This window comes from Crassaminicella thermophila (assembly GCF_008152325.1).
Classification (GTDB): Bacteria; Bacillota; Clostridia; order Peptostreptococcales; family Thermotaleaceae; genus Crassaminicella_A; species Crassaminicella_A thermophila.
In genome coordinates, this window is sequence record NZ_CP042243.1 from 764695 (window position 1) to 789080 (window position 24386).

Below are 24386 nucleotides of genomic sequence, written 5' to 3' on the forward strand. Positions count from 1 at the left end.
TAAAATGTTTATGGGGGATATATACCAAGGTATATGCCCCCATAATATATAAAGGAGGATAATATGAAGAATTCAAAATTTTGGTTTAGTTTTTTTATAGGACCAATTTTGTTTGCATTTATTATTGTTGTGATTGTTCCGATGTTTATGGGAATTTATTATTCTTTTACAAATTGGAATGGAATAGGGAATACTGCAGATTGGATAGGATTTAAAAATTATATAGAAGTGTTTAGAGACCATGATTTTTTAAGTGCTTTTATTTTTACTGCTAAATTTGCTATTGTATCTGTTATAACTATAAATCTAATGGGATTTGGTTTAGCCTTACTTGTAACAAGGGGACTAAAAATAAGTAATTTATTAAGAAGTGTATTTTTTATGCCTAATTTAATTGGAGGATTGATTTTAGGATTTGTATGGCAGTTTATTTTTACAAAAGCATTTGATGGATTAGGAAGAATGCTTGATTTAAACTTTTTGGAAGGGTGGCTATCTGATCCAGTAACTGGCTTTTGGGGGCTTGTTATATTAATGTCATGGCAGATGGCAGGATATATGATGGTTATATATATTGCATCATTAGAAAACATACCAGAGTCATTAATGGAGGCTGCAGAGATAGATGGGGCAAATGCTTGGGAAAGGCTTATTCATATAACTATACCTTTGGTTGCACCTGCTTTCACTGTCGGATTATTTTTAACATTATCGAATTCGTTTAAGCTATATGATCAGAACCTTTCATTAACAGGAGGAGGACCTTATAATTCTACTCAAATGCTTGCAATGAATATTTACAATACAGCTTTTAAATTTAATGCATTTGGTTTGGCACAAGCAAAAGCTGTTATATTTTTAATTACAGTAGCAGCAATATCGCTTACACAGATTTATTACAGTAAGAAAAGAGAGGTGGAAATGTAATGAAAAGAAATAGATCAAAGCTTTTGATACTTGGGATTTTTTTGGGGCTTCTATTTTTGTCACCTTTCTACATTATATTAACAAACTCTTTTAAAACACAAAAGGGAATCTTTTTAAATGTAATGAAGCTTCCTTTTGGACAGTTTTTTACTTCGAATAATTATGTAGAAGCTTTTAAAGAACTTGATTTTATACATTCATTTTTAAATTCATTATTAATAACAGTATCTAGTACAATAATAATTATTATATTTGCTTCAATGGCAGCTTGGATGCTTGTTAGAACAAAAACGAGATTTAGTTCATTTTTATTTTTCCTATTTGCAGCTGCAATGCTTATTCCATTTCAATCTGTAATGTTGCCTCTTATAAATATTATGGGGAAATTAGGACTTTTAAATCCTTTTGGTCTTGTGTTTATGTATTTAGGATTTGGATCTAGCTTGTCCATTATATTGTACCACGGGTTTATTAAAAATATTCCAAAGGAGTTAGAGGAAGCAGCAGTTATTGATGGATGTAATAAATTTCAAGTATTTTGGTACATTATATTTCCACTGCTAAAGCCTATAACAGTAACTGTAAGTATACTTAATACAATGTGGATATGGAATGACTTTTTGCTCCCTCAACTAGTTATTAATAAACCAGAGTGGCATACAATTCCATTGAAAATGTTTTATTTCTTTGGACAACATTCAAAGCAATGGCACTTAGCCTTAGCAGGTCTTGTAATTGCTATGATTCCAATTATAATATTCTATTTTATAGCACAAAAACATATTATTAAGGGCGTTGCACAGGGTTCCATAAAATAGGATGAGGAGAGATAATGTGATTATATATGAAATTAACAAAGATGTAATAAAGTATAGGTTTGGAAATCCAATTTGTACAGATGCAGTTGTAAAAGAAGGCATTGAAATAAAAAATAATGATTTAGCTTTTAAGATATGTGAAGAGGAAAATATTAAGCTTAGATATAAAATGAATCCTGATGATACTATATATGGGCTTGGAGAAAATCAAAGAGGAATTAACAAAAGAGGTGGAATATATGAGTCATTTTGCTCAGATGATCCCCTTCATACGCCAGATAAAAAATCTTTATATGGTGCACATAATTTTTTGATTATAGATGGATCGGAAAGATTTGGAGTTTTTGTAGATTATCCTGGAAAAGTGACCTTTGACATTGGATTTACAAACAAGGATTTTTTAGAAATCTATGTAGATGATTGTAATGCAGATATCTATATTATAAAGGGGAATGAATTAAGAGATATTGTTAAAAATTTTTTAAATATTATAGGAGAGGGATATGTACCGCCTAAATGGGCTTTTGGTTATCAGCAGTGCAGGTGGAGTTATGTTAATTCTACTGAAGTAGAAGAGATAGCTAATAATTTTTTAAAGCATGATATTCCATGCGATACTATTTATTTAGATATAGATTATATGGAAGATTTTAAAGATTTTACAGTTAGTAAAGAGAGATTTCCGAATTTCAAAAATTTTGTACAGAAAATGAAAGAAAAAGGCTTTAGATTAATTCCTATAATTGATGCAGGGGTAAAAATTGAAAAAAATTATACTGTTTATGAAGAAGGTATAAAAAACAATTTTTTCTGTGTAGATAAAAATGGAGCCCCTTTTGTAGCTGCAGTATGGCCAGGAAGAGTTCATTTTCCTGATTTTTTAAATCCTGATGTAAGACGTTGGTTTGGAAGAAAATATAAGGTTTTGATTGAGTGTGGTATTGAAGGCTTTTGGAATGATATGAATGAGCCTGCAATTTTTTATACTGATAGGGGACTGAAAAATGCAATAGAGCATGCGAAAAAATCTGAAGATGAAAATCTAGATATATATACATTCTTTAGCTTGAAGGATTCTTTTGTTAATTTATCAAATAGCATTAATGATTATAAGAGCTTTTATCATAGGATAGATGGAGAATTTGTAAATCATTATAAGGTGCATAATTTATATGGATACAATATGACACGGGCTGCAGCAGAAGGGTTTGAAGAAATAGCTCCAAATAAAAGATTTTTATTGTTCTCAAGATCATCATATATAGGTATGCATCGTTATTCAGGCATATGGACTGGAGACAATCATTCTTGGTGGGAGCATATACTTCTGAATATAAAGATGATGCCGTCTTTAAATATGTGTGGATTTTTATATAGTGGTGCAGATACAGGGGGATTTAATGGAGATGCAAATGCACAGTTAATTATAAGATGGAGTCAATTTAGTCTATTTACGCCCCTTTTTAGAAATCATTCAGCAATGGGAACAAGAAATCAGGAGCCATTTTCATTCGATAAAGATAGCATTAATATTATAAAAAGTGCAATTAATTTAAGATATGCACTAATACCATACATCTATTCAGAGTATATGAAGGCTATTATTAATAAAGATATGTATTTCTTACCTTTATCATTTATATATGATGATAATATGTCAAAGAAAGTAGAGGATCAGCTTCTTGTTGGAGATTCTTTAATGATTAGTCCTATTTATGAAGAAAATGCACAAGGAAGGTATGTTTATCTTCCAGAGGATATGCTTTTATGGAAGGTGGATGATTACAAGAATAGAAGCTATCAGGTAGTAAGAAAGGGACATATGTATTTAGATGTTAGCTTTAGAGAAGTTCCAATATTTATTAGAAAAAATAAAATGCTTGTTTTAGGAAAAGCTTCTAAAAATGTTGAAAGTCTTGACAATGAAGAATTATATGTAATAGCTTTTGTTACAGATAAAGCAAAGTATATTTATTATGATGATGACGGAAAAAGCTATGATTATAAAAAAGGAAATTACTCTGAAATATTTATTGAAATTGAAAAAAGTGATAAAGATTACCATATAAGGATTGATAATAGAGGAAATGAAGCTGTGAAAAAATTACATTTTGAGATAGTAGATATAAATGGAAATTTAGTTAAGCTTACTAAAGCTTTGTAATAAAAATTTTGAAGAAAAAAGGAGAAGCTATATGATTAAAAGAAGTAGTGGTATTTTAATGCATATTACATCATTACCTAGTCCTTATGGCATTGGAACATTCGGAAAAGAAGCATATGAGTTTGTAGATTTTTTAGTAAAAGCAGGACAAAGCTACTGGCAAATACTGCCTATTGGTAGTACTGGATATGGAGACTCACCATATCAATCCTTTTCAGCTTTTGCAGGAAATCCATATTTTATAGATATTGAATTTTTAGAAAAAGATGGAATCCTAAAAAAAGAGGATTATAATAATCTAGATTTTGGGATAGATGAAGAAAGGGTAGATTATGACAAAATATTTAAAAATAAAATGCTTGTTTTAAGAATAGCTTTTGAAAAAGGAAAAGAAAAATATATAAAAGACATAGAAAGATTTAAAGAAGAAAATAATGCTTGGTTGGAAGACTACGCATTATACATGGCTGTAAAATCAAAATTCGATCTAAAGCCATGGCAGGAATGGGATGAAGATATTAAGCTAAGAAAAGAAGAAGCAGTAAGCTATTATAAAGAAATATTAAAAGAAGAAATAAATTATTGGGGATTTTTACAGTTTTTGTTTTTCAAACAGTGGATTTCTTTAAAGAAATATGCAAACGAAAAAGGGATAAGGATTATAGGAGATATTCCTATTTACGTAGCTACTGATAGTGCAGATACATGGGCAAATAGTGAAATATTCTTATTAGATGAAGAAAAGAAACCGATTAAGGTAGCAGGATGTCCTCCAGATGCTTTCTCTAAAACTGGACAATTATGGGGAAATCCAATCTATAGGTGGGACTTATTAGAAGAAAGAGGTTTTGATTGGTGGATAAATAGGATTAAGGAAAGCTATAAGCTATATGATGTATTAAGAATAGACCATTTTAGAGGATTTGAGTCATTTTGGGAGATCCCTTATGGTGAAGAAACGGCAGTAAACGGAAGATGGGTAAAAGGACCGGGTATGAAATTATTTAAGGCTATTAAAGAAGCATTAGGAGATATTGATATTATTGCTGAAGATTTAGGATTTTTAACACAGGATGTTATAGATTTTAGAGAAGAAACTGGATATCCTGGAATGAAGGTTTTACAATTTGCATTTGATACAAGAGAAGAAAGTGACTACTTACCTCATAATTATGATAAAAATTGTGTAGTTTATACGGGAACCCATGATAATGATACGGCTTTAGGATGGTTTAAAAATACAAAAAAGAGTGATGTAGATTATGCGATTAAATATTTAAATCTAAATAAAGATGAAGGATATCACTGGGGATTTATAAGGGGAGCATGGAGTTCTGTAGGAAATTTAGCAATAGCACAGATGCAGGATTTTTTAGGATTAGGAAGTGAAGCAAGAATGAATATTCCATCGACAATAGGTGGAAATTGGCAGTGGAGAGTGAAAAAAGAATACTTAACAGATCAGTTAGCTAAAAAGATTTATGAAATGACAAAATTATATGGAAGGTAGGGGACTTAATGTTTGATAGAAAAAAATTTCAGGAAAGCATTGAGAGAATTTTAAAATTAGAGTTTTGTAAAATACTAGAAAAAGCAGAAAGTTATGAAAAATACTATGCTGTTTCTAAGGCTTTAATAGAGAATATAGTTGATAGATGGAATGAAACGGAAGAGTTATATAAAAAAGGAAAGCAAGCTTATTATCTGTCTGCAGAATTTTTAATGGGAAGGGCACTTGGAAACAATTTAATTAACTTAGGTATTTATGAAGAAGTTAAAAAAGCATTAGATGAAATGAATATAGATATTAACCTTATAGAAGAAATTGAAGAAGACGCAGGATTAGGAAATGGAGGACTTGGAAGACTTGCAGCATGCTTTATGGATTCTTGTGCAACTATGAATTTACCAGTTACGGGTTATGGAATAAGATATAGTCATGGAATTTTTAAACAAAAGTTTGTTGATGGATTTCAGGTTGAAGAAGGAGATAATTGGTTAAAATATGGAGATCCTTGGTCTGTAAGACGTAGTGAAGATACCGTAATAGTTGAATTTTCTGATGGTGCTGTTAAGGCTGTTCCTTATGATACACCAATTATTGGATATGACACTAAAAATATAAATAAACTTAGATTATGGAAAGCAGAACCTATAAAGGATTTTGATTTTAAATTATTTAATGAACAGGAATATGATGAAGCAGTAAAGGAAAAGAACAGGGCAGAGGACATATCAAGAGTACTTTATCCAAATGACTCTAAAAATGAAGGAAAGATATTAAGGCTGAAACAGCAATACTTCTTTGTATCTGCATCATTGAAGGACTTAATAAAAAAACACAAAGAAAAATTTGGAAAAAATTTCGAAATATTTTCTGATTATCACGCTATACAGTTAAATGATACTCATCCTGTTGTTGCTATTCCAGAGCTTATGAGAATATTTATAGATGAAGAAGGACTATCTTGGGAAAAAGCTTGGGAAATTACAAAAAATACATTTTCATATACAAACCATACGATTTTAGCAGAGGCCCTAGAGCAGTGGTGGAGTGGATTTTATAAAGAAATTTTACCAAGAATTTATGAGATTATAAAAGAGATAGATAAAAGATTTGTTATTCAGTTAAAGGAAAAAGGATATTCAAATAATAAAATTAATAGTATGAGAATTATAGCTGATGATATGATTAAGATGGCTCATTTAGCTATACATGGAACTCATACAACAAATGGGGTTGCAAAGCTTCATACAGAAATATTAAAACATCAAGAATTAAAAGATTGGTATGAACTTTATCCAGAAAGATTTCAAAATAAGACAAATGGAATTACACCAAGAAGATGGCTTAAGCTATGCAATAAGGAATTATCAGAAATGATTACAGAGCTATTAGGAACAGATAATTGGATAAAGGATCTTTCTATTTTAAAGGAGTTAGAAAAGTATTTAGATGATGAGAAGGTTTTAAACAGATTTTTAGAAATAAAAAAGAAAAAGAAAGAAGAATTAGCAGATTATATTTATGCTAATGAAGGAATATGTATAGATCCAAATTCTATATTTGATATACAAATAAAGAGATTGCATGAATATAAAAGACAATTATTAAATGCTTTTCATATTTTAGATTTGTATTATAGATTAAAAGAAAATCCTAAAATGGATATACTTCCTAGAACCTTCATATTTGGAGCTAAAGCAGCACCAGGGTATTTTAGAGCAAAGGGGATTATAAAGTTTATCAATGAAATAGCAAAACTTATAAATAATGATAGTGAGATTGATGGAAAAATTAAGGTTGTATTTGTTCAGAATTATAGGGTTTCATATGCAGAAAAATTATTCCCGGCAGCTGACATTTCTGAGCAAATATCTACAGCAGGAAAGGAAGCATCAGGGACAGGAAATATGAAATTTATGCTTAATGGAACTCCTACCCTAGGTACCTATGATGGAGCAAATGTAGAAATTGTAAAAGAAGCAGGAGAAGAAAATAACTTCATATTCGGTGCTAGAGTAGAAGAAATAGAAAAAATTAAGGAGACTTATGATCCGATAGAATATTATGAAAAAGTCTCAGGATTAAAAAGGGTTGTAGATACATTAATAGATGGAACCTTTGATGATGATAAAACAGGAATGTTTGAAGAACTTTATAATTCATTGCTTAAGGGAGCGAGCTGGCATAGACCAGATAATTATTTCTTATTTAGAGATTTTGACGATTACAGAGAAGCTCATAAAATGGTTGATAAGGCTTATAGAGATAGATTAGGATGGGCTAAAAAATGCTTGAAGAATATAGCAAATGCAGGGAAATTTAGCAGCGATAGAACCATTGAAGAATATGCAAAAGAAATTTGGAACATTAAAGCAATTAGGGACAGTTAATAATTATATGATTTCTTGACATAAAAAATAACGAGCGTTATTATATATAATAATAACGCTCGTTATTTGATTTTTATAATTTAAAAAGGGGAGTGAGCATGAAGAACAAGATGAAAGAGGATGGAAATGGTACAAAACTAAAAATATTAGAAGCTTCTTTAAGATTGTTCTCCAAAAACGGATTTAGTGCTACTTCTGTAAGACAAATATCCAAAGAAGCAGGATTTCGTGAAAGTGTTATATATAATCATTTTAGTGGAAAGTATGATATCTTAAAAACATTGTTTTATATTGAAATAGATTCTGTTCGAAAGGACTTTTTAAAAGAAATAGAGCTTGAAAATATAAAGAATAATCCAAAGGGATTATTAATGTCAATTGCTGATCGCTTCATGGGCTATTCAAAAGATACAAAACGCTCTAAATTTCTAAAAATTATTATTATGGAAATGTTTCGAGATAGCCGTGCAAAGGAGTTAGTAAAAAAAGACCTATTTGAAAATGGAAAAATTATGCTTAAAAATATTTTTTTGAATATGATTAAATTGGGTATTATGAAAGAAAAAGATCCACAGATACTTGCAAATGAATTTTTAGCACCTTTATTTTTTATTAACCTTGAATATCTTCTTTCAAGTGATGAAAATACGTTTGATAAGCATAAATTAGTAAAAGAACATATTGATTTCTTTTGGGAAAGTGTAAAGATAGATTAATTTAAAGAAATAGGGGGATTAGTAAGAATGAGAAAAGTTCTCAATGTGGGACTTGATGTTGGGTCAACAACAGTAAAAATGGTTATTTTAGATAATAAAGCAAATGTTCTTTACAAAAAGTATGTAAGACATTTTTCAGATATAAAAAATACTGTTGCTTCAATATTTGAAGATGTAAGATCTATATTGAGAGGAAATCTTGTAACAGTAATGGTTACAGGTTCTGGAGGATTTAATATTTCACAAAAATTAGAAATGCCATTTATTCAAGAGGTTGTAGCTTGTACTAACACGATTGAAAATATAATTCCAAATACAGATGTAGCAATAGAGTTAGGTGGAGAAGATGCAAAGATTACTTATTTGGGAGAATCCATTGAACAGAGAATGAATGGAACCTGTGCTGGTGGTACAGGGGCATTTATTGATCAAATGGCTGCACTTCTTAGAACGGATGCATCAGGATTAAATGAATTAGCAAAAAAACACAAAATTATTTACCCTATTGCATCTAGATGTGGAGTATTTGCAAAGACAGATATTCAACCATTGTTAAATGAAGGAGCAGCAAAAGAGGATATTGCAGCATCTGTATTTCAGGCTGTTGTAAATCAGACTATTAGTGGGTTGGCACAGGGAAGACCTATTAGAGGAAATGTAGCTTTTTTAGGTGGGCCCCTGCATTTTTTATCAGAGCTTAGAAATAGATTTATAGATACCTTAAATTTAGAAGATAAAAAGGTTATTTTTCCTGAGGATTCACAATACTTTGTAGCAATAGGAGCTGCCTTGTCCTCTATAAATGAAGAACCTATTCCTTCTGAGTGTTTATATGAGAGAGTACCAAGGATACATATGACAAATCATGAAGAAAAAAAGAAGCTTGAGCCATTATTTTTAAATAATGAAGACTATGAAAAATTTAAAAAAAGACATTCATTACATAAAGTAAAACGAGTAGATATAAAAAGTTATGAAGGAGCTGCTTATTTAGGTATTGATGCAGGATCTACTACAACAAAAGTAGCACTTGTAGATGAAGATGGAGGATTATTATACTCTTATTATGGAAGTAATATGGGGAAGCCTTTGGAATCTAGTATTTATGCATTAAAAGATATGTATAAAAAAATGAATAAAAAAATAAAAATTGTAAATTCTGCTGTAACAGGTTATGGAGAGCATTTAATAAAAGCTGCCCTTAAAATTGACATAGGAGAAATTGAAACAGTTGCTCATTATAAGGCAGCAGACTTTTTTTTACCTGGTGTAGACTTTGTTTTAGATATTGGCGGGCAGGATATGAAGAGCCTAAAAATCAATAATGGGGCTATCGATTCTATTATGCTAAATGAAGCTTGTTCTTCAGGCTGTGGTTCTTTTATTGAAACATTTGCTAATTCATTAAAAATGGATGTAGAGGAGTTTGCAAAGAAAGCAATCGAATCAAAAAATCCTGTAGATCTTGGAACCCGTTGTACTGTATTTATGAATTCAAGAGTAAAGCAAGCTCAAAAAGAAGGAGTGGAATTTACAGATATTTCAGCTGGTATTTCCATATCTGTTATAAAAAATGCCTTATATAAAGTAATAAGAATGAGAAGAGTAGAAGATTTAGGAGAAAAAATCGTTGTACAAGGGGGAACCTTCTACAATGATGCAGTTCTTCGTTCTTTGGAGAAAATCATTGGAAAAGAGGTTGTCAGACCAGATATTGCTGGGATCATGGGAGCATTTGGTGCAGCATTGATTGCAAGGGAACGCTTTGAAGATGGCTATGAAACTACTTTACTGAAAGAAGAAGAGCTAGAAAACTTCAAAACAAAAACCTCTATGAAACGATGTGGATTATGTGGAAACAACTGTTTAATTACTATCAATCATTTCTCTGATGGAAGAGAGTTTATATCTGGAAATAGATGTGAAAGAGGAGCAGGTATTGAAAATAAGAAAAATAATATGCCAAATCTTTATGAGTATAAATACAAAAGATTGTTCAGTTATAGACCTTTATCAAAAGAGAAAGCAAAAAGAGGCGTTATTGGATTACCAAGAGTTCTAAATATGTATGAAGATTATCCATTTTGGTTTACTTTCTTTAATACGTTAGGGTATAGGGTAGAACTATCTGGCCGTTCATCTAAGTATATTTATGAGCTTGGAATGGAAACCATTCCTTCTGAGTCTGTGTGTTATCCAGCAAAACTGGTACATGGTCATATAATGGATCTAGTAAATAAAGGAATAAAAAAGATATTTTATCCATGTATTCCATACGGAAAAAAAGAGGATAAAGAAGCAAACAATAATTATAATTGTCCAGTTGTTACTTCTTATGCAGAAACGATTTATGCTAATATGGATATTGTAAGAAGCAAAGATATTAAATTTTATCATCCATTTTTACCTATGGATAATCCAAAGAGAATGGAGAAACGCCTCATTGAGGAATTAAAAGAAGAGGGTATTCCAAAGAATGAGATAATAATGGCACTTAAAAAAGCCTATATAGAATTGGATAAATATAAACAAGATATAAAGAAAAAAGGAGAAGAAGCATTAGAATATATAAAAGATAATAATTTAAAAGGAATTGTATTAGCAGGTCGTCCATATCATATAGATCCAGAAATAAATCATGGAATTGATAAGATGATTCAATCATTAGGATTTGTTGTTATTTCTGAGGATTCAATAAGTCATATTACAAAGCCTGAAAGACCTCTTCGTGTAGTAGACCAGTGGGTATATCACTCAAGACTTTATGCAGCTGCTACGTATGTTGCAAAGGATAAAAACTTAGAGCTTGTTCAGCTAAATTCATTTGGCTGTGGACTAGATGCAGTTACAACTGATCAAGTACAAGAAATTTTAGAAAGGTATGGAAAGATATATACATTAATTAAAATAGATGAAATAAATAACCTTGGGGCAGTAAGAATTCGTATTCGATCTTTGATTGCAGCGATGAATGAAAGAGATAAGAAAAATTTTGAGCCAAGAAAGCTTTATAAAAACAAAGAAAGAATAATATTTACAAAGAATATGAAAAAGAAACATACAATATTAGTTCCTCAGATGTCTCCTATTCATTTTCAGTTTTTAGACATTGCATTTAAAAAGGCAGGATACAATGTTGAGGTTTTGGAGAAGGTAAGTAAAACGGCTATTGATGAAGGGTTAACATATGTAAATAATGATGCTTGTTATCCAGCTATTGTTACAGTAGGGCAAATTATTAATGCTCTAAAATCAGGTAAGTATGATTTAAATAATACTTCTGTAATGATTTCTCAAACAGGAGGAGGATGTAGGGCAACAAACTATATTGCATTTATTAGAAAGGCATTAAAAGATGCAGGTATGGAGCAGGTACCTGTTATTTCACTAAACGCAGCAGGTCTTGAGAAAAACCCTGGATTTAAAATAACACCAGCCATGCTTAATAATGTAATGCAGGGATTAGTTTATGGAGACCTTTTGATGCGACTTTTATATAGGGTAAGACCTTATGAAAAAATAAAAGGATCTTCTAATCAGTTATATAATTATTGGGTAGAAAGATGTAAAAAATCTTTAATACATGCTAGAAGAAAAGAATTTAAAGAGAATATTTATAAAATGGTTGAAGAATTTGATCACTTAGAAATTCATGAGGATTTAGTAAAGCCTAAGGTTGGAATTGTAGGAGAAATATTAGTAAAATTCCATCCTGATGCTAATAATAATATTGTTGATTTATTAGAAGCTGAAGGAGCAGAAGTAGTAATGCCTGATTTGATTGATTTTCTATTATATTGTGCTTTTGATTATAAAGTAAAATATAAAGAGTTATCAGGAAGCCTTTTAGGTATGTTAATGGGAGACATTACTATAAAGGGAATAGAATATTATAGAAAAGAGATGAAAGATGCATTAGAAAAAAGTGAAAGATTTGAATCACCAAAAGATATTCATACGTTGGCAGAAGCTGCAAAAAAGCATTTATCTTTAAGTAACCAAACGGGAGAAGGATGGTTTTTAACTGCAGAGATGGTTGAGCTAATTGAAAGTGGTACTGAAAATATAGTTTGTTTGCAGCCTTTTGCTTGTCTTCCTAATCATATTACAGGAAAGGGAATGATAAAAGAGCTTAGAAGAAGTTATCCATCAGCTAATATTGTACCTATAGATTATGACCCAGGTGCTAGTGAAGTAAATCAACTAAATCGTATTAAACTAATGCTTTCAGTGGCATTTAAAAATTTAGATAAAATGGATAAGAAAAAAGAAGTAGCATTAGCTTTATTAGAATAAAAGGACTTCTGAATCAGAAGTCCTTAAATTTTATTTTCTTTCCCAGCATTCTACATTCTTAAGGCCATTAATACTGTCTGCATAAAATACAGGGTCTTTTCCTTCTTTCTTTTGCTTTGCATAATCTTTTAAAGCTGCAAAAGCTATTTTTCCAAGCATTGCGATTGCAATTAAGTTAATGAAAGCCATCATTCCCATGAATAAGTCTGCCATGTCCCAAACGATTTGGATTGCAGATTGAGATCCCCATAAAACCATCAATACTACGGCTATTCTATAAACAAATAACCATGTTTTGCTTCCATTCATAAACTCAATATTTGATTCTCCATAATAGTAGTTTCCAACAATAGAGCTAAATGCAAATAAGAATATACAAAAAGCTATAAAGGTATTTCCCCAAGCACCAACCTGTGAGCTTAAAGCTGTTTGTGTAAGCTGAATTCCTGTTAATCCTTCTGTTGTATAAGCTCCTGATAATAATACGATAAATGCAGTAGCACTACAGATTAACAAAGTATCTGTGAATACACCTAATGTTTGAATAAGTCCTTGTTTTACAGGGTGAGTTACTTCAGCTGTTGCAGCAGCATTTGGAGCACTTCCCATACCTGCTTCATTTGAGAAAAGACCTCTTTTAATACCCATCATCATAGCTGCACCAATTCCACCACCAACAGCTTGCTTAACTCCAAAAGCACTACCTATAATAAGTTTGAATATTGTTGGAATAGCAGAAATATTTTTTATGATGATAAAGGCAGCAACTAATACATAAGCGGTAGCCATAATAGGTACTATAAATTCAGCAACCTTTGCAATTCTCTTTATTCCACCAAAAATTACCAAACCTGTAATAATTGTAATAATTATTCCTACCATAAGTCTGTTTATACCAAAAGCTTGTTCAAATGCAAATGTAATAGTGTTTGCTTGTACAGAGTTAAATACAAGACCAAAGCATAATGTTATTAAAATAGAAAATATAATTCCCATCCATCTTGCGTTTAAAGCTTTTTCCATATAGTATGCAGGACCGCCTCTATAGCCATTTTCATCTTTTACTTTATAGATTTGTGCTAAAGTACTTTCAACAAAGCTTGATCCAGCACCAATTAAAGCAATTAACCACATCCAAAATACAGCTCCAGGACCCCCAACAGATACAGCGATGGCAACCCCTGCTAAGTTTCCAGTACCAACACGTGATGCAGTACTAATACAGAAAGCTTGAAAAGAGGAAACTCCTTTTTTCTTTTCACCCGAAACAGATTTACTTGCCCCTTCAGTAAGAAGGCAAAACATTTCTTTAAAGAAACGGAATTGAACAAAATTTGATTTTACAGTAAAATAAAGGCCAAGAACAATAAGCATTGCAATAAGAACATAAGACCAAAGGATGGTATTACCTAGGCTGACGATATGCTCTAAAAAATTCACCATTAAAATTCACTTCCTTTCATTTTTTTTATTTATTACAATTTCTTAATAATTGTAACAGAAAATAATAAATCTATCAAATAATTGTATATTCATACTTTTCTTAAAAATATTCGACAAGAATTAAAAACAAAAAGGACGATGTTGTCCTTTTGTTTTTTAGCATCCACTTTTTAATTTTATGGGCATACTCATGTTTTTTTGTAGTCTTTTGACAATAGGATATGATAAAACAATTAGTATAGCTGTCCAAATGAAACCAAAACTAATGAAATGAATTTTGGTAAAAGATTCTTTAAATATAAATATACCAATCAGCAAACTTAATGTTGGTGCATAATATTGTATAAATCCAATTTTAGAAAGATTCACAAGTTTTACCCCATAAGAAAATATAATTAAAGGAATAGCTGTAAATGCACCGGTAGAAATTAATAGAAAAAGATTTCCTATACTTGAACCAATCAAAACTCCTTCTCCTATAGATTCTGAATATACTACATATATCAGTGCAAAAGGTAATAAAAGAACTGTTTCAGCGGTAATTCCAATAATCGGATCTATATTTGTGATTTTTTTGAAAAATGTATAAGTTGAAAAAGTCAAAATCAATAAAAGGGCGATCAAAGGTATCCTGCCAAAGCTTAGGGTCATAATCGAAATACCTATTAAAGCTGTTGTTAAGGCTAGTATTTCATAAAATTTGATGTTTTCTTTTAATAGGAATATGCCTAAAGTAATGACCACAATGGGGGTTATATATTGTCCTAAACTTGCTTCAATCATTTGATTAGAATAAGCAGCATAGATGTTTAAAAGCCAATTTAAACCGATTAATATGGAACACATGAGAATATAAAAAAATTTCTTTTTTTCCTTAAATACGTGTATTAAAGCTTTCAATCTTTTTGTATATATGATTATAGGAATAAGTAACCCTACTGACCATATTATTCTATGGGCTAATAACTGCATCAACGGTACATCTTCAAAAATCTTCCAATACAATGCTTGGATTCCCCAAATGGTATATACCAATATTACACTTAAGAGTCCATAATTTTCTTTTGATACTTTACAATCTTGTGCATTATTCATAAATCTTTCTCCTTTTAAAATATATTGTTTAATTATCCAACAATACTTTATAATACACTAAAGAATAAAAAGACTCAATGATTTTTTTTATTTTATTATACTTAAATCTTTTATTGTGATTGAATGGGCATCATATATAATAAGTCCATCCTTTTTCATCTTATTTAGCTCTCTAGACAGAGAAGTTCTTTGAACTCCTAATCTTTCAGCTAATTCTTTTTTTGTTATGTTTAATTTGATTTTATTAGTTTTTTGAGTATAGTATTCATAACTCAAAAAATCTATTATAGATTCTCTTAAAGATTTTATAGATATTGATTTTATCTTATTTGTAAGAATTAAAGCTTTATTTGATATAGATCTTAAAATTTCTATTAAGAAGTTTCTATTATTTTGACAAAGCTCTAAAACAAAATTTTTTTTAATATGTAAAATAACAGTATTAGATTTTGCTATAACACTCATAGGATAGGCATGATTATCTCCGAATAATGAATTTAAGCCTAGATCATCTCCTGCTTGAAACTGTGTAATTGTAAGCACATTTCCATATTCATCAATTCTCTGAACAAGTACTTTCCCTTCTAAAACTACGTCTAATGTTGTGCATTTTTCGCTTTCGAAATGAATGATGCGATTTTTTTCATATTTATAAATATTGTTATTACTATTATTAAATAAAAATAGGAGTTCCTCATTAGAAAAATTTTTGAATAAATTATTTGTTCGTAAAATATCAATATAATTTTTTATATCCATAAAATTCTCCTTTTTTTTAAATTAGTTACCATGGTAACTGAAAAATTATTACAAATATTATAATATATAATCAATAAGATTGAAAGGAAGGGTGAAAAATTATGGATATTTTTACTTTATCTCTTTGGGTTATTACAGGTATTGCTTTTGTAATATCAATTATAAAAGACAAGAAAAAAACGCTAAATTCTATGAAAATGGCAAGGGGTATGATGAAGAATATGATAGGAGAGATTCTTGGTATCCTATTTTTGATTGGTTTAATTCTTACATTCATATCTCCTGAAGTTATCAAAAGTACACTTGGTCAATCTAATGCTACTTTAGCAACAATATTATCTGCTGTTGTTGGAAGTGTAACTTTAATTCCAGCTTTTGTTGCATTTCCTTTGGTTGGATCATTTGTTGATGTTGGAGCAAGTATAGTGCCTGCGGTTGCATTTTTAACAACGTTAACAATGGTTGGAGTTGTAACTTTTCCACTTGAAAAAGAGGAATTTGGTGTAAAGTTTGCTATTACAAGGAATGTATTAAGCTTTATTTTCGCTATTATAATTGCATTAGGAATGGGGGTTATTATATGAATGCTATAAATATGATTAAAAAGAATAAAATACTAGTTATAGTTTTCTTTATATATGGATTATTGCTTATTTTTATGCCACAAAAGGCTGCTAAGTCATGGGATAATAGTATCTATTATATAATAGAAATGCTTGAAATTATGCCAGTTGTATTTATATTAACTGCATTGATTGAAACATGGGTACCTAAAGAGGTAATCATGAATAGCTTTGGGGAAGAGGCAGGAATAAAGGGAACAATATTTTCATTTATATTGGGAAGCTTTTCAGCAGGGCCTATTTATGCAGCTTTTCCTGTTTGTAAGATGCTGCTTAAAAAGGGTGCAAGTGTATTAAATATAGTTGTTATACTAAGTACTTGGGCAGTTGTTAAAGTTCCAATGCTAGCAAATGAAGCAAAATTTCTTGGGGTTAAGTTTATGGGAGTAAGATGGGTCCTTACAACAATATCTATTTTCATTATGGGTTATATTGTATCAATTTTTGTAAAAAAATCTGATTTAAAATTAGATGATACAAAAGGAGATCAAGAGAAAGATGAGTTATATGTTAATGAAAAATATTGTGTTGGGTGTGGATTATGTGCAAAATTAAACCCTCAAGTATTTTATATGGAAGATGGGAAAGCTAAAGTAATTGAGAATTCCATGAATTTAAGTTTAGAAGAATCTATAAGCAATGTAATGAGCAAGTGTCCAGCAAAAGCAATAGACTATAGATGATTAAAAGATTAAGCTAGAGAAAGGGATTCTTACTCTAGCTTTTTTTATTATATAGATAGTTGATCTTTAGGTACTTCTGTATTAAAAAATCTTTGTTTCCTAAAATGAGCTTCACGTTCAAGATATCTAGAAATTACATGACGTAAGTTTAGTACATCATTCATTGTAAAGAAACCAGCTTTTTTATGAACGAATCGTACTGCTTTTAATGCACCAAGAGCAAAAGCTGTTCTTGAGAAGGATTCATGTATTATTTCTATCTTATCATGTTCACCTGCTAATATTACTTTATGTTTTCCAATTATTCCACCTGCTCGTATTGCATGAATTGGTATGTCATTATAATCAAGGCTATGAACATCAATATCATTATGAATGTTCATACCTTTTAATATTTCATTTGCTATTTTTTTTGCTGTACCAGATGGAGCATCTTTTTTACCTTTAAAATGAGCTTCTGTAATTGTACAATCATAACTTTCCAAAATACTTGCAGCTAAGTTAGAAAGAACCATCAAAACATTTACTCCTAGAGTAATATTAGGAGCATGTACTATTCCTATATTATTGTTTTTTGCAATAGACATTAATTTTTTAGTTTGAATTTCATTAAAACCAGTAGTTCCTACAACTATTGATACTTTCATTTTTCCTAAAATTTCTGCATTTCTTACTGTTGCTTCAGGACTTGAAAAATCAATTGCTACATCTGGTTTATATTTTGATATATTCTCTTCTAAATTACTACAGCTATCGACTATTATATTTGTATCTCGTGTATTTAAAATTTCACCTAAATCTTTTCCTATTTTAGGACTATTTTCACTACATACACCCATTACCAATTCTATATCATCCTGTTGTAATAATACTTTTGAAATTTCTTTACCAGTTCTTCCTAGGCCAATTTGGCAAACACGAATTTTTTTGCTCATAGTTATTCCCCCTTAAATAGATATAGTTAATCATATAAAAATGTAATTATTAAAAAAATTACATAGTTTTATTTGTATATGATTCGTAAAAAAATACATTTAATTTTTTTGGGATTATAGATTTTGACTTTTTCATTTACTGAAAAGTATTAAGTAAGATGAGTTAAAATGCTATAAATATTTAGAATTGAAAATTTTTAGCTAGCTATTCTATTATACACAATAATTTGAAAATTGTAAAATTCATCTCTTATATTTTTAATCAGTTTGTGATGAATTGTCTTATATACATTATAATAAGAGTTAAAACAGGAATAATAATTTGCAAAGGTACATGTACATACTTAACAACTAAATCAAGACCAATTTCAAGATGCTCTATATAATTTTCAGCCATAATTTGTGATAAATATAAAATTAGTATACCAAATACATAGGATAAAAATTTTACGCTTTTTATTTTCGTCATTTGTAATACACCTAAAACTGAAGCATACATAAAAATACTAATCTTATAAAATCCTCCTATAACTAATATAAGCACAAATATTACATCTAATCTTGTTATAGTTTCTCTTATATTTATACGTTGAACAACTTGAAAAAGGGGACAAATAGATCTACTTGCTTCTTCAACACCTAATGTAGAGATAAGTAATATGGTATTAAATGATAGAATAATACCTTCAAAAAAAATAGATAAAATAGCTGTCTTTCTTATTTTGTTACGTTCTAAAACAAAAGGATAAATCATTGTAAATACAATTGTTTCTCCATAAGGAAAAGTTATAAGAGGCCATCCTTTTTTTACTACTTCCATGATGCCATTTTGTAAAATAGGTTTAAGATTATTGATTCTAAAAATATCTCCACTTAATATAATAAGCATCCATACAAAAACAGGCATAAAAATAATTATTATAAAAAAAGACTGTGCAGTATTTGATATATTTTCTATTCCATTATATACAGCATAAATAACAATAATTGTAAAAAAAACACCTATAGCAAGCATTGGAGTATACTCTAAACCTGTAATTTTTATGAGTTCTAAAAAATCTCTCAATACCCTTGCTCCTATATAAGCAAAATATCCTATATAGATGATTCCTAATATGTTTCCTAAAACTTTTCCATAAATTTTAGGAAGATATGTAACTAAAGTATCTTCTGGATATTTATAATACAATATTGTATATAAAAGTTGAAGAATAATTCCACCTAATGAATATAAAGCCATAGCTATCCATGCGTCGTGCTTGGTTTCAGGCACTAAAAAGAAAAGTACTGCACTCCCATAAGGGAAAATAGTCATTATTATAAAAAATTGATAGATACTTATTTTTGGTTTCATAGTATTTATTCCTTATATTTTGCAAAATTTTTTATATACCAGTACTAAATATTTTTCCCAAATAGACTATTTTTATAGCATCAGTATAGCATCGGTATAGGGACAGTTAATTATTATTTTAATTATTGACTTTATAGTCTGACATCCCTTTAGGGGATGTTTTTTTATGTAAAAATTAACCGTCTCCTGGTGTACTAAATTTTTATAAAAATATCCATCTATAAAGTAGAAAGGAGGTGATAGGAATGGCAGTAAATGTAAATGCAGGTCCTTCAAAACTAAAGATAATATTCAGTAATGGAGTAGATGAAAATGGAAAGGAGAGAAAAAAGACAAAGACTTATTCAAATCTTAAGTCTACTTCAACAGATCAGGATGTATATGATCTAGCAGCTATTTTAGTAGGGCTTCAGACAGACACAGCTCTTAAAGTTAGCAGATTAGATGAAAAAGAGATTAGTCAAGGGTAGGTAGATACTATATAAAATGAAAGGAGGGATCATATTGGCTACAAAAAGACTAGAAATGATTTTTAAAAATCAAATGGGAACAACGACCAAAATAGCAGTAGATAATGCTAGGGCTGATTTAACCCAAGAGGAAGTCCAAACAGCTATGCAAGCAATTATAGACAAAAACATATTTGAAACAAATAAAGGAGAATTAGCAGGAATCGATTCTGCAAGGATTGTGACAACTGATATTGAAGAAATTGTTCTTTAATAAAAATGGGACAGGGAACTATATAGTTCCCTGTCCCATTTTTAAAAGGAAGTGTCTTTATATTTTTTTTAGATTGATATTGTTTATCTTTATTAAGCATATTTAAAATAGAAGCATATTGATTTTTCTGAAAAAACATATAATATAATACATAAAAAAGTTATTTAAAACATAGCATTTAAAAGATTAAAAGAAAGGAGGATTAATATGTCATCTGCAAAAATAATGAAGTCTTGGGAAACCATGAAAACATGGCCAAAAAAAATTCAATTTTATGAGGAAATACCAGATATTTTTAAAGAACATTTTCAATTGCTTGATGGGTGTAGACAATTTCCATATACAATTTTTGTTCCTCCTAATAAATGGAGTAAAAAGAATAAAGATACAAAATTGATTAGTGTTTTTGATGACAGAATATATGTGTATAAAGAATGTAATAAAAAAATTGAAATTATTTGTTATAAGTTTGAAGAGATTTGTTATACTGAAATAGGTTCTATACTGTTAGATTCGTGGATTAAAATTTGTGGCGAAGTAAATAATCAATTTAAATCATCAACTATTGGATTTAATACTGTTAGAGAGGATTTATTTTTACCTATTGTAAAAAAAATAAGAGAATCTATTAATAAAATTGAATCATGTGATACGAAAAATGAATTATCCAAACTGGATTACTTAAAAACATTGGATTTAAAGTTTTTCAATTATAGTAAACAAAGCATTCTATTAGAGGAAAAAGTTATCAATGTTGTATACCAACCTGAAATTAATGAAAAATATTTCAAATATTTTCGAAAAAGGAAAACAAATGCACATATGATGATTTTAACCAATACTGAGTTGATTTTAATTAGAGAGGATTATGGTTCAAAAAAAGATAAAAGTAGTAAATTGGGAGGAATATGGGATTATATTCCGTTGAAGAAGATAAAAAGTCTTATAATTGAAAAAAATAATGAAGAAAATGATTTTGTTTTTTGGATAAAACTGTTGAATAATGAATCTATCTATTCTATATTTTCATCTTCTAATGAAAAAAATGTAGACTCATTGATAGAAGGGTTTAAGCATTTAATTAATGAGTGGATAAAATAATCTAAATTTAAACAAATCCTTTTTACTTTTGGCAATGAATTTATGAGAGGATTTGTTTTTTTATTTTTTAATGTTGATACTGCTTATCTATAATAGTAGAACAATATGGAAATACTATATATAGAAAGCAGTTTATAGTAATTAAAGAAGGGTCTGGGAGAATTAATGAATAAAGAATTTATTTCTGATAAGCAAGGTATATCCATTATCAGTTTATTTATAATAGGAAGTTCAATTGTACTTACTATAGCAGGAGAAGCTAAAAAAGATATTTGGATAGCTATTATTTTATCAATTTTAACTGCACTACCTATAGTATTGGTACATGCTAGACTTCTTGTTCTTTTTCCTAAAAGAGATTTATATGATGTCCTTGAGCTCGTTTTTGGGAAGCTTATAGGTAGAGGAATTTCAATACTGTTTGTTAGTTTTTCTTTTTTTTTAGGAGGATTAGTATTAAGAGTTTTTTGTGATTTTATTTTTACAGTTTCTTTTCAAGAAACACCTGAAATTATACCAATGTTATTTATTGGTGGTTTATGTATTTGGGCAGCAAAGGAAGGAATCGAAATAATAGGCAGATGGGCAGAATTTTTTTTGATAGGAACTATTGTTTCAATATTTATAGTTAGTTTGTTGGCAATGCATAAAATGAATATAAATAATATTCGTCCTATATTATATGAAGGAATAAAACCAGTTGTTGAAGGTGCTTTTCATGCATTTATATTTCCATTTACTCAAACAATCGTATTTACAACCTTCTTTTCTTCGCTTAAAAATAAATCTATTTATAAAGTTTATATAGTGAGTTTATTGATAGGAGGAGGTGTTTTATATATATCTTCTGTCACTAATATTCTGACATTAGGGATAAATACTGTTGAAAGTGTATATTTTCCAACATATACAACTGCTAGTAGATTGACTCTTGGAAATGTAGTTGAAGGGTTGGAAGTTGTGATTTCTGTTACATTATTAATAGGAGGATTTATGAAAGTATGTATTTGTTTATTAAGTACTTGTAACGGAATTGCCAAAATATTTGGTCTTAATGATTATAGGCTTATGGTAACACCTATTGGATTATTAATAATTAATTTATCTTATTTTATTCATGATAATGTAATGGAAAAGGCAGAATTTGCTTCAGATATATATCCTATTTATGCTTTTCCATTTCAGGTGGTTTTACCTATTATTATACTTATTGTAGCTGAAATAAAGAAAAATAGATTAATAAAGGGGGAATGATAATGCCATTTACTTTTTCACATCCATCAATTACTATTCCTATTAAGAAAAAGTTAGGAAAATATGCAGATTTCACAGCACTTATTATTGGTAGTATGGCACCTGATTTTGAATATTTCTTAAGGTTTAAACCAGTAGGATTTATTGGACACACAGTGCTTGGATTTTTATATTTCAATTTACCGCTTTGCTTTATTATTGCTTATATATATCATTATATCGTTAAAGATCTTTTTATTTTATGTTTACCAAAGCCTCTTGATTCTTGGTATGAATATTTAATGCAAAGTAGGTCAAAGTGGGAATTGAAAGATATAAAAAGAATTATTATTTTTATATATTCTGCTTTCATAGGAATGTTTTCTCATGTATTTTGGGATGCATTTACACATAAAAGTGGATATTTTGTAAATGGGCTTTCCTTGTTAACAGATAACTTCGTCATACGAAATTATAAAGTACCTATTTATAAGCTAATGCAGCATGGGAGTACAATGATAGGTTTCATAATCATATTATTTTATCTTTATTTGATAAGAGACAAAAAAGCGTTAAGAAAAAATCGTTTTTCATATAAGCTAAAATTTATATATTATATATGTTTTTTATCAAGCGGAATTATAATGCTTTTTTACAGGTTTCATAACATAGAAATATTAAAATATAATTATTTAGGTATATACCTAGTAACATTTATAAATGGCTGTGCAATAGGTATGGTGATTGTATCCATAATATTAAAATATATAATGAAGATAGAATATCATTAACTAATGTTCATAATATAGCCTATTTTTGAATAGATACTGTTCTTATAAAAATAATAATAAAAGAAATGACTTTAAAATGAGCAGGAAGAGAGGGATATTCTTTGCCTGAAATTTTAATAATTATATTCCGAACAATTTTAGCTCTTGTTCTTCTTTTTATATATACGAAAATATTGACAAAAAGAAGCTTAGCCAAGCTAACTTATTTTGACTATCTTGCTATGGCTACTCTTGGAACTTTAGCTGGTAATTTAGCATTTAATGTGAAGATAAAAATTATATATTTTATAATTTCTATGACCTTCGTTACATTAGTTGTTTATTTTGCATCTTATGTTTCATTAAAATCTAGATTTTTAAGAAAATATCTGGCTGGAGAACCGACGATTTTAATTAAGAATGGAAAAATCTTAGAAAATAATATGGCTAAGTTTAAATACTCTTATGATTATCTTATGCAACAACTTCGTCAAGAAAATGTTTTTGACATTAGTCAAGTTGCATTTGCCATATTTGAACCTAATGGAGAATTAAGCGTTCAGTTAAAATCTCAAAACCGCCCCTTAACACCACAGGATCTAAATATAGATACCAATCAAGAAGGAATTGCTGTGGAGATTATTTTAGATGGAAAAATTATAGAAAATAATCTTAAGATAAATAACTTATCCAAAGAGTGGGTTTATGAAGCATTAAAGAAAAGGGGAATCAAAGATATAAAAGAAGTAGCATTTGCAGCATTATCTACAAATGGTAAGTTATATGTAGATCTTTATAATGATTAAATTATATTTTTTTTTCAAATGTTTATGTTGTTTATCTATACGT

The 24386-nt window shown here is 29.2% G+C and carries 20 protein-coding genes; 15 read left to right on the forward strand and 5 right to left on the reverse strand.

Features of this window, described 5'->3' with window-relative positions:
- The first annotated feature begins 63 nt into the window (after nucleotides 1-63).
- The 7 genes from FQB35_RS03480 (at nucleotide 64) to FQB35_RS03510 (ending at nucleotide 12818) form a co-directional block, all read left to right on the forward strand.
- Nucleotides 64-927 carry a carbohydrate ABC transporter permease gene (locus FQB35_RS03480; protein WP_148808664.1) on the forward strand — a complete coding sequence of 288 codons (864 nt, stop codon included), beginning with the start codon at nucleotides 64-66 and terminating at the stop codon, nucleotides 925-927.
- Entirely contained in the window at nucleotides 927-1745 is an 819-nt protein-coding gene (locus tag FQB35_RS03485; protein ID WP_148808665.1) for a carbohydrate ABC transporter permease, read from the forward strand. Before FQB35_RS03480 ends, FQB35_RS03485 begins: the two co-directional genes overlap by 1 nt.
- 1 nt (nucleotide 1746) lies before the next feature.
- Nucleotides 1747-3909 carry a TIM-barrel domain-containing protein gene (locus FQB35_RS03490; protein WP_408625455.1) on the forward strand — a complete coding sequence of 721 codons (2163 nt, stop codon included), beginning with the start codon at nucleotides 1747-1749 and terminating at the stop codon, nucleotides 3907-3909.
- Nucleotides 3910-3940: 31 nt separating this feature from the next.
- A complete protein-coding gene (malQ, locus tag FQB35_RS03495; protein ID WP_148808667.1) occupies nucleotides 3941-5419 on the forward strand; it encodes a 4-alpha-glucanotransferase in 1479 nt (492 codons plus the stop codon).
- Nucleotides 5420-5427: 8 nt separating this feature from the next.
- Nucleotides 5428-7806, forward strand: a complete 2379-nt coding sequence (locus FQB35_RS03500) for a glycogen/starch/alpha-glucan phosphorylase (RefSeq protein WP_148808668.1) — start codon at nucleotides 5428-5430, stop codon at nucleotides 7804-7806.
- A gap of 98 nt (nucleotides 7807-7904) precedes the next feature.
- Complete coding sequence (locus tag FQB35_RS03505) at nucleotides 7905-8522, forward strand: TetR/AcrR family transcriptional regulator (protein WP_148808669.1); 618 nt, start codon at nucleotides 7905-7907, stop codon at nucleotides 8520-8522.
- Between the two features lie 27 nt (nucleotides 8523-8549).
- Entirely contained in the window at nucleotides 8550-12818 is a 4269-nt protein-coding gene (locus tag FQB35_RS03510; protein WP_148808670.1) for a 2-hydroxyacyl-CoA dehydratase, read from the forward strand.
- Between the two features lie 30 nt (nucleotides 12819-12848).
- Here the strand turns inward: FQB35_RS03510 and FQB35_RS03515 are convergent, their stop codons facing one another.
- The 3 genes from FQB35_RS03515 to FQB35_RS03525 all read right to left on the reverse strand — a co-directional run bounded on the left by FQB35_RS03515 (nucleotide 12849) and on the right by FQB35_RS03525 (nucleotide 16115).
- Nucleotides 12849-14261: an alanine/glycine:cation symporter family protein gene (locus FQB35_RS03515; protein WP_408625456.1), complete on the reverse strand. Its 1413-nt coding sequence runs from the start codon at nucleotides 14259-14261 to the stop codon at nucleotides 12849-12851.
- Between the two features lie 156 nt (nucleotides 14262-14417).
- Nucleotides 14418-15356 (reverse strand): EamA family transporter RarD, encoded by a 939-nt coding sequence (rarD, locus tag FQB35_RS03520; RefSeq protein ID WP_148808671.1) that lies wholly within the window; start codon nucleotides 15354-15356, stop codon nucleotides 14418-14420.
- 87 nt (nucleotides 15357-15443) lie between these two features.
- Complete coding sequence (locus FQB35_RS03525; RefSeq protein WP_148808672.1) at nucleotides 15444-16115, reverse strand: Crp/Fnr family transcriptional regulator; 672 nt, start codon at nucleotides 16113-16115, stop codon at nucleotides 15444-15446.
- 101 nt (nucleotides 16116-16216) lie between these two features.
- Here FQB35_RS03525 and FQB35_RS03530 point away from each other — a divergent pair, with 101 nt between their 5' ends.
- Together FQB35_RS03530 and FQB35_RS03535 are read left to right on the forward strand one after the other, a co-directional pair.
- A complete protein-coding gene (locus FQB35_RS03530) occupies nucleotides 16217-16699 on the forward strand; it encodes a permease (RefSeq protein ID WP_148808673.1) in 483 nt (160 codons plus the stop codon).
- Entirely contained in the window at nucleotides 16696-17421 is a 726-nt protein-coding gene (locus FQB35_RS03535) for a permease (RefSeq protein WP_148808674.1), read from the forward strand. The genes FQB35_RS03530 and FQB35_RS03535 overlap by 4 nt, the downstream gene beginning before the upstream one ends.
- A gap of 47 nt (nucleotides 17422-17468) precedes the next feature.
- On the opposite strand, the gene dapB is transcribed toward FQB35_RS03535, so the two are convergent.
- Both dapB and FQB35_RS03545 read right to left on the reverse strand, forming a co-directional pair.
- Nucleotides 17469-18356 (reverse strand): 4-hydroxy-tetrahydrodipicolinate reductase, encoded by an 888-nt coding sequence (dapB, locus tag FQB35_RS03540; protein WP_148808675.1) that lies wholly within the window; start codon nucleotides 18354-18356, stop codon nucleotides 17469-17471.
- 262 nt (nucleotides 18357-18618) lie between these two features.
- Complete coding sequence (locus FQB35_RS03545; RefSeq protein ID WP_148808676.1) at nucleotides 18619-19710, reverse strand: GerAB/ArcD/ProY family transporter; 1092 nt, start codon at nucleotides 19708-19710, stop codon at nucleotides 18619-18621.
- Between the two features lie 245 nt (nucleotides 19711-19955).
- Here FQB35_RS03545 and FQB35_RS03550 point away from each other — a divergent pair, with 245 nt between their 5' ends.
- The 6 genes from FQB35_RS03550 (at nucleotide 19956) to FQB35_RS03575 (ending at nucleotide 24343) form a co-directional block, all read left to right on the forward strand.
- Entirely contained in the window at nucleotides 19956-20180 is a 225-nt protein-coding gene (locus tag FQB35_RS03550) for a DUF1659 domain-containing protein (RefSeq protein WP_148808677.1), read from the forward strand.
- Between the two features lie 34 nt (nucleotides 20181-20214).
- Entirely contained in the window at nucleotides 20215-20433 is a 219-nt protein-coding gene (locus tag FQB35_RS03555; RefSeq protein ID WP_168198224.1) for a DUF2922 domain-containing protein, read from the forward strand.
- Nucleotides 20434-20640: 207 nt separating this feature from the next.
- Nucleotides 20641-21534, forward strand: a complete 894-nt coding sequence (locus tag FQB35_RS03560; RefSeq protein WP_148808679.1) for a hypothetical protein — start codon at nucleotides 20641-20643, stop codon at nucleotides 21532-21534.
- A 165-nt stretch (nucleotides 21535-21699) separates the two neighbouring features.
- A complete protein-coding gene (locus FQB35_RS03565; protein ID WP_148808680.1) occupies nucleotides 21700-22788 on the forward strand; it encodes a GerAB/ArcD/ProY family transporter in 1089 nt (362 codons plus the stop codon).
- 2 nt (nucleotides 22789-22790) lie between these two features.
- Entirely contained in the window at nucleotides 22791-23558 is a 768-nt protein-coding gene (locus FQB35_RS03570) for a DUF4184 family protein (RefSeq protein ID WP_168198225.1), read from the forward strand.
- A 101-nt stretch (nucleotides 23559-23659) separates the two neighbouring features.
- Complete coding sequence (locus FQB35_RS03575; protein ID WP_148808682.1) at nucleotides 23660-24343, forward strand: YetF domain-containing protein; 684 nt, start codon at nucleotides 23660-23662, stop codon at nucleotides 24341-24343.
- Nucleotides 24344-24386: the final 43 nt, after the last annotated feature.

Bases quoted from the DNA above. Each gene is read 5' to 3' on its own strand.
- FQB35_RS03485 (WP_148808665.1), top strand. From the start codon at position 927: ATGAAAAGAAATAGATCAAAGCTTTTGATACTTGGGATTTTTTTGGGG.
- FQB35_RS03500 (WP_148808668.1), top strand. From the start codon at position 5,428: ATGTTTGATAGAAAAAAATTTCAGGAAAGCATTGAGAGAATTTTAAAA.
- FQB35_RS03525 (WP_148808672.1), bottom strand. From the start codon at position 16,115: ATGGATATAAAAAATTATATTGATATTTTACGAACAAATAATTTATTC.
- FQB35_RS03530 (WP_148808673.1), top strand. From the start codon at position 16,217: ATGGATATTTTTACTTTATCTCTTTGGGTTATTACAGGTATTGCTTTT.
- FQB35_RS03510 (WP_148808670.1), top strand. From the start codon at position 8,550: ATGAGAAAAGTTCTCAATGTGGGACTTGATGTTGGGTCAACAACAGTA.
- FQB35_RS03480 (WP_148808664.1), top strand. From the start codon at position 64: ATGAAGAATTCAAAATTTTGGTTTAGTTTTTTTATAGGACCAATTTTG.
- FQB35_RS03565 (WP_148808680.1), top strand. From the start codon at position 21,700: ATGAATAAAGAATTTATTTCTGATAAGCAAGGTATATCCATTATCAGT.
- FQB35_RS03505 (WP_148808669.1), top strand. From the start codon at position 7,905: ATGAAGAACAAGATGAAAGAGGATGGAAATGGTACAAAACTAAAAATA.
- FQB35_RS03515 (WP_408625456.1), bottom strand. From the start codon at position 14,261: ATGGTGAATTTTTTAGAGCATATCGTCAGCCTAGGTAATACCATCCTT.
- rarD (WP_148808671.1), bottom strand. From the start codon at position 15,356: ATGAATAATGCACAAGATTGTAAAGTATCAAAAGAAAATTATGGACTC.
- FQB35_RS03535 (WP_148808674.1), top strand. From the start codon at position 16,696: ATGAATGCTATAAATATGATTAAAAAGAATAAAATACTAGTTATAGTT.
- FQB35_RS03545 (WP_148808676.1), bottom strand. From the start codon at position 19,710: ATGAAACCAAAAATAAGTATCTATCAATTTTTTATAATAATGACTATT.
- malQ (WP_148808667.1), top strand. From the start codon at position 3,941: ATGATTAAAAGAAGTAGTGGTATTTTAATGCATATTACATCATTACCT.
- FQB35_RS03570 (WP_168198225.1), top strand. From the start codon at position 22,791: ATGCCATTTACTTTTTCACATCCATCAATTACTATTCCTATTAAGAAA.
- FQB35_RS03560 (WP_148808679.1), top strand. From the start codon at position 20,641: ATGTCATCTGCAAAAATAATGAAGTCTTGGGAAACCATGAAAACATGG.
- dapB (WP_148808675.1), bottom strand. From the start codon at position 18,356: ATGAGCAAAAAAATTCGTGTTTGCCAAATTGGCCTAGGAAGAACTGGT.
- FQB35_RS03550 (WP_148808677.1), top strand. From the start codon at position 19,956: ATGGCAGTAAATGTAAATGCAGGTCCTTCAAAACTAAAGATAATATTC.
- FQB35_RS03490 (WP_408625455.1), top strand. From the start codon at position 1,747: ATGAGGAGAGATAATGTGATTATATATGAAATTAACAAAGATGTAATA.